This is a genomic window from Amycolatopsis tucumanensis (assembly GCF_021654135.1).
GTDB lineage: Bacteria > Actinomycetota > Actinomycetes > Mycobacteriales > Pseudonocardiaceae > Amycolatopsis_E > Amycolatopsis_E tucumanensis.
The window spans coordinates 31,090-36,680 of sequence record NZ_JAKGSD010000070.1 but is presented as its reverse complement, the minus strand read 5'-3'; the positions used below and the strand labels follow the sequence as shown (position 1 = coordinate 36,680).

The 5,591-nt window shown below is 70.5% G+C and carries 5 protein-coding genes; 1 reads left to right on the top strand and 4 read right to left on the bottom strand.

Annotated features, from left to right (window positions below; all coding sequences use genetic code 11):
* Positions 1 to 198 precede the first annotated feature (198 nt).
* From L2C96_RS39585 to L2C96_RS39570, 4 genes are read right to left on the bottom strand one after another with little or no spacing between them, the layout of a single operon-like run.
* Positions 199 to 798, bottom strand: coding sequence for a GTP-binding protein (locus tag L2C96_RS39585; RefSeq protein ID WP_237339754.1), 600 nt, complete (start codon positions 796 to 798; stop codon positions 199 to 201).
* Positions 779 to 1,144 (bottom strand): DUF742 domain-containing protein, encoded by a 366-nt coding sequence (locus L2C96_RS39580; protein ID WP_017983332.1) that lies wholly within the window; start codon positions 1,142 to 1,144, stop codon positions 779 to 781. The genes L2C96_RS39585 and L2C96_RS39580 overlap by 20 nt, the downstream gene beginning before the upstream one ends.
* Entirely contained in the window at positions 1,144 to 1,569 is a 426-nt protein-coding gene (locus L2C96_RS39575; RefSeq protein ID WP_017983331.1) for a roadblock/LC7 domain-containing protein, read from the bottom strand. The genes L2C96_RS39580 and L2C96_RS39575 overlap by 1 nt, the downstream gene beginning before the upstream one ends.
* Positions 1,570 to 1,590: 21 nt before the next feature.
* Positions 1,591 to 4,023 (bottom strand): sensor histidine kinase, encoded by a 2,433-nt coding sequence (locus L2C96_RS39570; RefSeq protein ID WP_237339753.1) that lies wholly within the window; start codon positions 4,021 to 4,023, stop codon positions 1,591 to 1,593.
* 339 nt (positions 4,024 to 4,362) lie between these two features.
* On the opposite strand from L2C96_RS39570, the gene L2C96_RS39565 reads away from it, so the two are divergent.
* Positions 4,363 to 4,950 (top strand): TetR/AcrR family transcriptional regulator, encoded by a 588-nt coding sequence (locus L2C96_RS39565; RefSeq protein WP_237339752.1) that lies wholly within the window; start codon positions 4,363 to 4,365, stop codon positions 4,948 to 4,950.
* Positions 4,951 to 5,591 lie beyond the last annotated feature (641 nt).

Below are 5,591 nucleotides of genomic sequence, written 5' to 3'. Positions count from 1 at the left end.
CGGGTCAAGGCACGCTTTCCCGCCTTGACGCGGTGTCTCGGCAACCGAACACTGAGAGATCGGGTTCGGGAGGGGCTTCTCTTCATCCGGGCGTAGCGAAGCGAAGCCGGTGCAGTAGATACCCGCGTAGCGCCCAAAAAAAGAGAGCCACCCCGTCACCGAAGAACGGGGTGGCCCTCCATCCCGGGCCGGAGAACCTCAGGCGCGAGCCAGCTCCGACTCGGCGGGCAGGCGGCTCATCGCGTAGCGCACCAACCGGATCAGCGCCAGCTTCGATGACTCCCGCGAACGGGCGTCGAAGAACATCACCGGCACTCCGGGCGCGATGGCGAGCGCCTTGCGGATCTCGTCCTCTTCGTACTCGTCCGAGTCCTCGAAGCAGTTGACCGCCACGATGAACGGGATCTTGCGCCGCTCGAAGAAGTCGATCGCCGCGAAGCTGGAGTCCAGCCGTCGCGTGTCGACCAGCACCACGGTGCCGATGGCGCCCAGTGCGAGCTCGTCCCACATGAACCAGAACCGGTCCTGCCCGGGCGTGCCGAACAGGTACAGCACCGTCTGCGGGGAGATGGTGATGCGGCCGAAGTCCAGCGCCACCGTGGTCGTCGTCTTGCGTTCCACACCGGTCAGGTCGTCGACGCCCGTGCTGGCCTCCGTCATCACCTCCTCGGTGGACAGCGGGACGATCTCGCTCACCGACGCGACCATGGTGGTCTTGCCGGCGCCGAAGCCGCCCGCGATGACGATCTTGACGGGCGTCGGGATGACGCCCCCTTCTTCAGAGCTTGTTGAGGCCATCGAGCACCGCCTGGAGTAGTTCGCGATCGGGGGCCTTGGCAGGCTGCGACGGCGAACGGACGATCACGGCGCCCCGTTCGATCAGATCGCTGCACAACACCTTGACCACGGCGAGGGGGACCTTGACGTACACGGCAATTTCAGCGACGGACAGCGGCCGCTGGCACAACTCGAGGATCGTCAGGTGCTCCGGGGTCAACCCGATCGGGTCGTGGTTGCCCCGGATGGCCATGACCTGCGTCGCCACGTCGAGCTTGATGTCGACGGACGGGATCCTGCCCCGAGTGATGGCGTACGGCCGGATCAGCGGCCCGGCCGCTTCGTCGTACCACTGGTCGTCCGCCATCAGTTGTGCTCCGGAACGAACCTCGCGGCATCCCGGGGAGCCGACGTCATGTAGTCACCGACGCGCTTGACGAGGCGGCTCATCTCGTAGGCGATCATCTCGACGTCGACCGTCTCCTCGGCGAGGATCGCCAGGCACGCGCCCTGACCCGCCGCGCAGACGAACAGGTAGCCCTCGGCCATTTCGATGAGGGTCTGCAGCACCGGCCCGCGCTGGAAGTGCTTGCTGGCGCCCTTGGCAAGGCTCTGCAGGCTGGACGCGATCGCCGACAGCTGGTCGGAGTCGTCCTTCGACAGGTTCGCGGACTTGCCCATGAGCAGCCCGTCGGCAGAGAGGACCACGGCGTGCTGCGCCCCGACGACGCGGTCGACCATGTCGTCGAGCAGCCAGTTCAGGTCGACCTTGGAGTTCTCGTTCTCGTTCATCGATGAGGTTCGACTTCCCTCTCAGTCAATGGTGGCCCGGGGGTCTTCCGGTGCGTCTGCGTCGCGCCCGCGGCGGGTTCCCTTGTGGAACGCCGAGAGCGTGTTGCGGGTCCGACCGGAGAACTCGTGGTAATCGGTGGCGTCCGACTCCGGGTCGTCACGGAGCTGGGCGACGAGGTTCTGCTGCGGCTCGCGCTGCGGCAGCGGCGCCCGGGCCCGCTTGGGGCGCGGCGAGGGCGTCGGCGCCGGCGCGGGCTCCGGCTCGAACACCGAGATCGTCCGCACACCGCTGGTCTCGCTCGCCGTCTCCGGTTCCGGTTCCGCGTGCCGTCCCGAGGGGAGCTCCGCCGGGACCCGCCGAGCGGGCTCGGCGGCGCCGTTGTTCTCGTGTCGTCCCATACCGTTCGTCCCGGCCGGACGGCCGGTCTCCTCCTGCTCGTGCGAGTCGGTCCCGGTGGTGGCCGGGGCGCCGCGGAACTCCGGATCGGCGTTCTCGGCGACCTGGTCCCCGTTGGCGAGCAGTGCCGACGGGATCAGGATCGTGGCGCGGGTGCCACCGTAGCGCGAGGAGTCGAACATGACCTTCAGGCCGAGCCGGGCCGCCAGCCGCGCGACCACGAAAAGGCCCAGGCTGGAGTCGGCTTTCAGGGCCATCGCGTCGAACTCGGGCGGTTCCGACATCATCCGGTTGGCCCATTCCCGGACGTCGTCCTTCATGCCGAGACCCTGGTCGGCCACGTCCACCACGACGCCGCGCGCGACGAGGGTGGAGGTCATGTGGACCTGCGACCCGGGCGGGGAGAAGGTGGTGGCGTTGTCGACCAGCTCCGCGACCAGGTGGATGGTGTCGGCGACCGCCGACCCGATGATCGCGACCTGCGGGACGTTCTCCACCTCGACCCGCGAGTAGTGCTCGGTCTCCGACACCGCGGCGCGCAGCACGTCCATCAGCCACACCGGCTTGCGCCAGCGGCGGCCCGGCTGCTTGCCGCCGAGGATGATCAGGTTCTCGGTGGTGCGGCGGGCGCGGGTGGCCAGGTGGTCGAGCTGGAACAGGCCCTTGAGCTGCTCCGGGTTCTCCTCGCGGCTCTCCATCCGGTCCAGGATCTGCAGCTGGCGGTGCACCAGGCCCTGGTTGCGGTGGGCGATGCCGAGGAACACGTTGTTGACACCGCTGCGGGCCTTGGCCTCACTGGCCGCGGCCTGCACGGCGGTCAGCTGCGCGATGTTGAACGCCTCGGCCACCTGGCCGATCTCGTCCTTGCCGTGGTCAAGGCGGGGCAGCTCGGCGGTGACGTCCACCGACTCGCCCTCCTTGAGCCGGTTCACGATGCTCGGCAGGCGGGTGCGGGCCAGCTCCAGCGAGTCGTTGCGCAGGCGCTCCAGGCGCGTCATCAGGGTCCGGTCGACCAGCGTGCGGGACACCCGGACGGCGACCCAGATCGACGCGATCGCCGCGAGCAGGGCGACGACACTGCCGATGATCACGGTCCACAGGTTGACGTTGCCCTTGTCCAGCGCGGCGCCGGAGGCCAGCTCCGACTGCTCGACGGTCAGGCCGATCAGCTGGCCCGACACCTCGGTGGTGAGGTCGCGCCAGTCGTTCTCCCGCACGGTCAGCCCGCCGACGTTCTCGCGGAAGACGCCCGGGCCGTGCGTGATGATCGAGTTCTCCGCGGCGGTGAGGCGCTGCCACTGCTCGCCCGAGGTCAGGTCGCGGTAGCGCTGCCCCGCCTCGGGGGCCATGTAGCTCGCGATCTTCGCCAGCTGGTTGCGGTAGCTGCCGACGAGCTGGGCGAACTGCAGGTGGTCGGCCGGGGCGAACTGGCCGGAGGCGAACGCGCTGGAGGCCAGCGACGCGGCCCGCGACATCTGGTCCGAGGCGCGGAAGATGTCCACCGAGGTCATACCGCCCTGGGTCGACTCGGCGTCGGGCACCAGGCGGGCCTGCGAGTCGAACAGGTCGGTCGAGACGTCCAGCAGGCGGTTGTAGAAGTCGTTGACCTGCTCCTTGGAGATCGTGCGCAGGTTGATCTCCGCGCGGATCACCGGAAGCTGGTCGAGGCTCGCCTCCATCTGGTTCATCCGCTGCCCGATCTCGTCCGGCACGAGGCTCTTCACCTCGGTGAGGGCGGACCGGAGGCTGGTCAGCGACCTGTCGATGGACTGCTGCTGCGCCTGCAGGTCACGCAGGCCGACCTGGGGGCGTTCCAGGTAGACCAGCGACAGCTGGCGTTCCTGCTGGACGGCGCCGAGCGCGGTGACGGCGGGGATCGACACGTCCTGCACGGAGGAGGCCACCGTGCGCACGTAGATCGCGTCCACCAGGAAGTACCCGGAACCCGCGATCCACATCACCAGGAGCGCGATACTCGGGATCAGGACGGTGCCGGTCAGGCGCTTTCTGATCGACTTGTGGTGGCCTTCGCCTGACTTGTCATCTGTGTTTTTCACGACGCTCCACGAAATCCTGGGGACCGGGACGAAGACGGCGACGTCACGACAGAGTCGTATGCAACCACCCCTGTCAAGTGGGGGTTGTCGACAAGTGCCCTCCCGGCGGCTCGGGAGTTCTTCTCACTCTGAGTCACAGTCGCCGATCACTCGATAGATGCTCTGGTCGAGGTGAAATCATGTCGTACGGCGATCACTCCCGAGCCGCGACCCCCCGGTTACTGTGCGCAAACACCGTTGTGGCCGGTTGCGGCGACGCGCTGGCCGCCGAAAGCGCTTTCCTCCGTGCGGGGGAGGTGCCCGGCGGTATCCTCACCCGTTCCGGAGAAAGGCGTGGGTGTGCGTCCTGATCGCAAGAAGCAGCTCGTCGACGCCGCCGAGCGGCTGCTGATCACCGAAGGGGCGGCGGCGGTGACGACGCGCCGGCTGGCCGCCGAGGCCGGGCTGAACCAGGCGCTGGTGCACTACCACTTCGGCTCGATGGCCGACGTGCTCGTGGCGGTGCTGGACCGGGTGGGCGACCAGTACGCGGCGGGGGTCGCGGCCGCGTTCGCGGGGGAGGAGCCGCTGGTGGCCCGCTGGCGGCGGCACCGGGACCTGCTGATCGGGGACGCGCGGGCGCGGGGGTGGCCCAAGATCTGGCTCGAGCTGTGCACGCTGGCTCTGAACCAGCCCGCCTTGCGGGAGCGGCTGGCGCCCCGGCTGGACGCGTTGAGGTCGACCTTCGCGGACGCCGTGCGCGGCGAGGCCGCTCGCCGGGGAGTGCCGCTGAGCGAGGACGAGGTGTGCGCGGTGGCGACGCTGTGGGGCACCGCGGTGGAGGGGCTGTTCGTGGAGCAGCTCCTCGGCTACGAGCGGGGGCACCGGGAGCTGCTGGCCTTCCTGGAAGCCCGGCTGACCGCGGTTTTCGGCGGCGCTGGGGAGTGACGCTCCACTGCCGGCCCACCGCCGGTGGCTCGGCCTCCGGCGGTGGGCGGCGGGGCGGCCAGTCGGGCCGGGTGTCGCCCGCGGGCGCCAGCCGGGGCCGGGTGCCGCCCGCGGGCGGCCGGCGGCGCAGCCGTGCCGGCTGCCTCCCTCGGACGGGGTGGCGGTCGGCAATCCGGCGGGGCTGCTGGGTGCGGCGGTCGGCGGTTCGGTTGGTTGGCCGGGTTCCTGCTCGGCCAGGGCACGGCCCGCGTCGGGCTGGGGGTGTTGGGCCCGTCGGCTGTCGCCCGTAGGCGGTCGGCGGCGCGGCCGTCTCGGCGGCCTCGGGCGGACGCGGCAGTCGGCGATCCGGTCGGGCGGCCAGGCTTCCCGCTCGGCCACGGCACAGCCCCCGCCGAGCCGGGGGCAACCGAGTCGTCGGCTACCCCCTCCCGGCGGCCGACAGCGCGGCCGCGCCGACCCCGGCCAGGCGCGGCAGTCGACGATTCTGTTGGCGGCTGGCCCGCCGCTCTGCCCCGTCGGGCTGGCGGTCTTCGGCCCACTCGCCCGGGCGTGGTGGTCGGGCGGTCCAGCCGGCTTGGGTTGGGCGGCCTGGCCGGGGGGTCGGCCCCGCCCTCGGTCGGCCCGTCTGCCCCGTCGGGCCG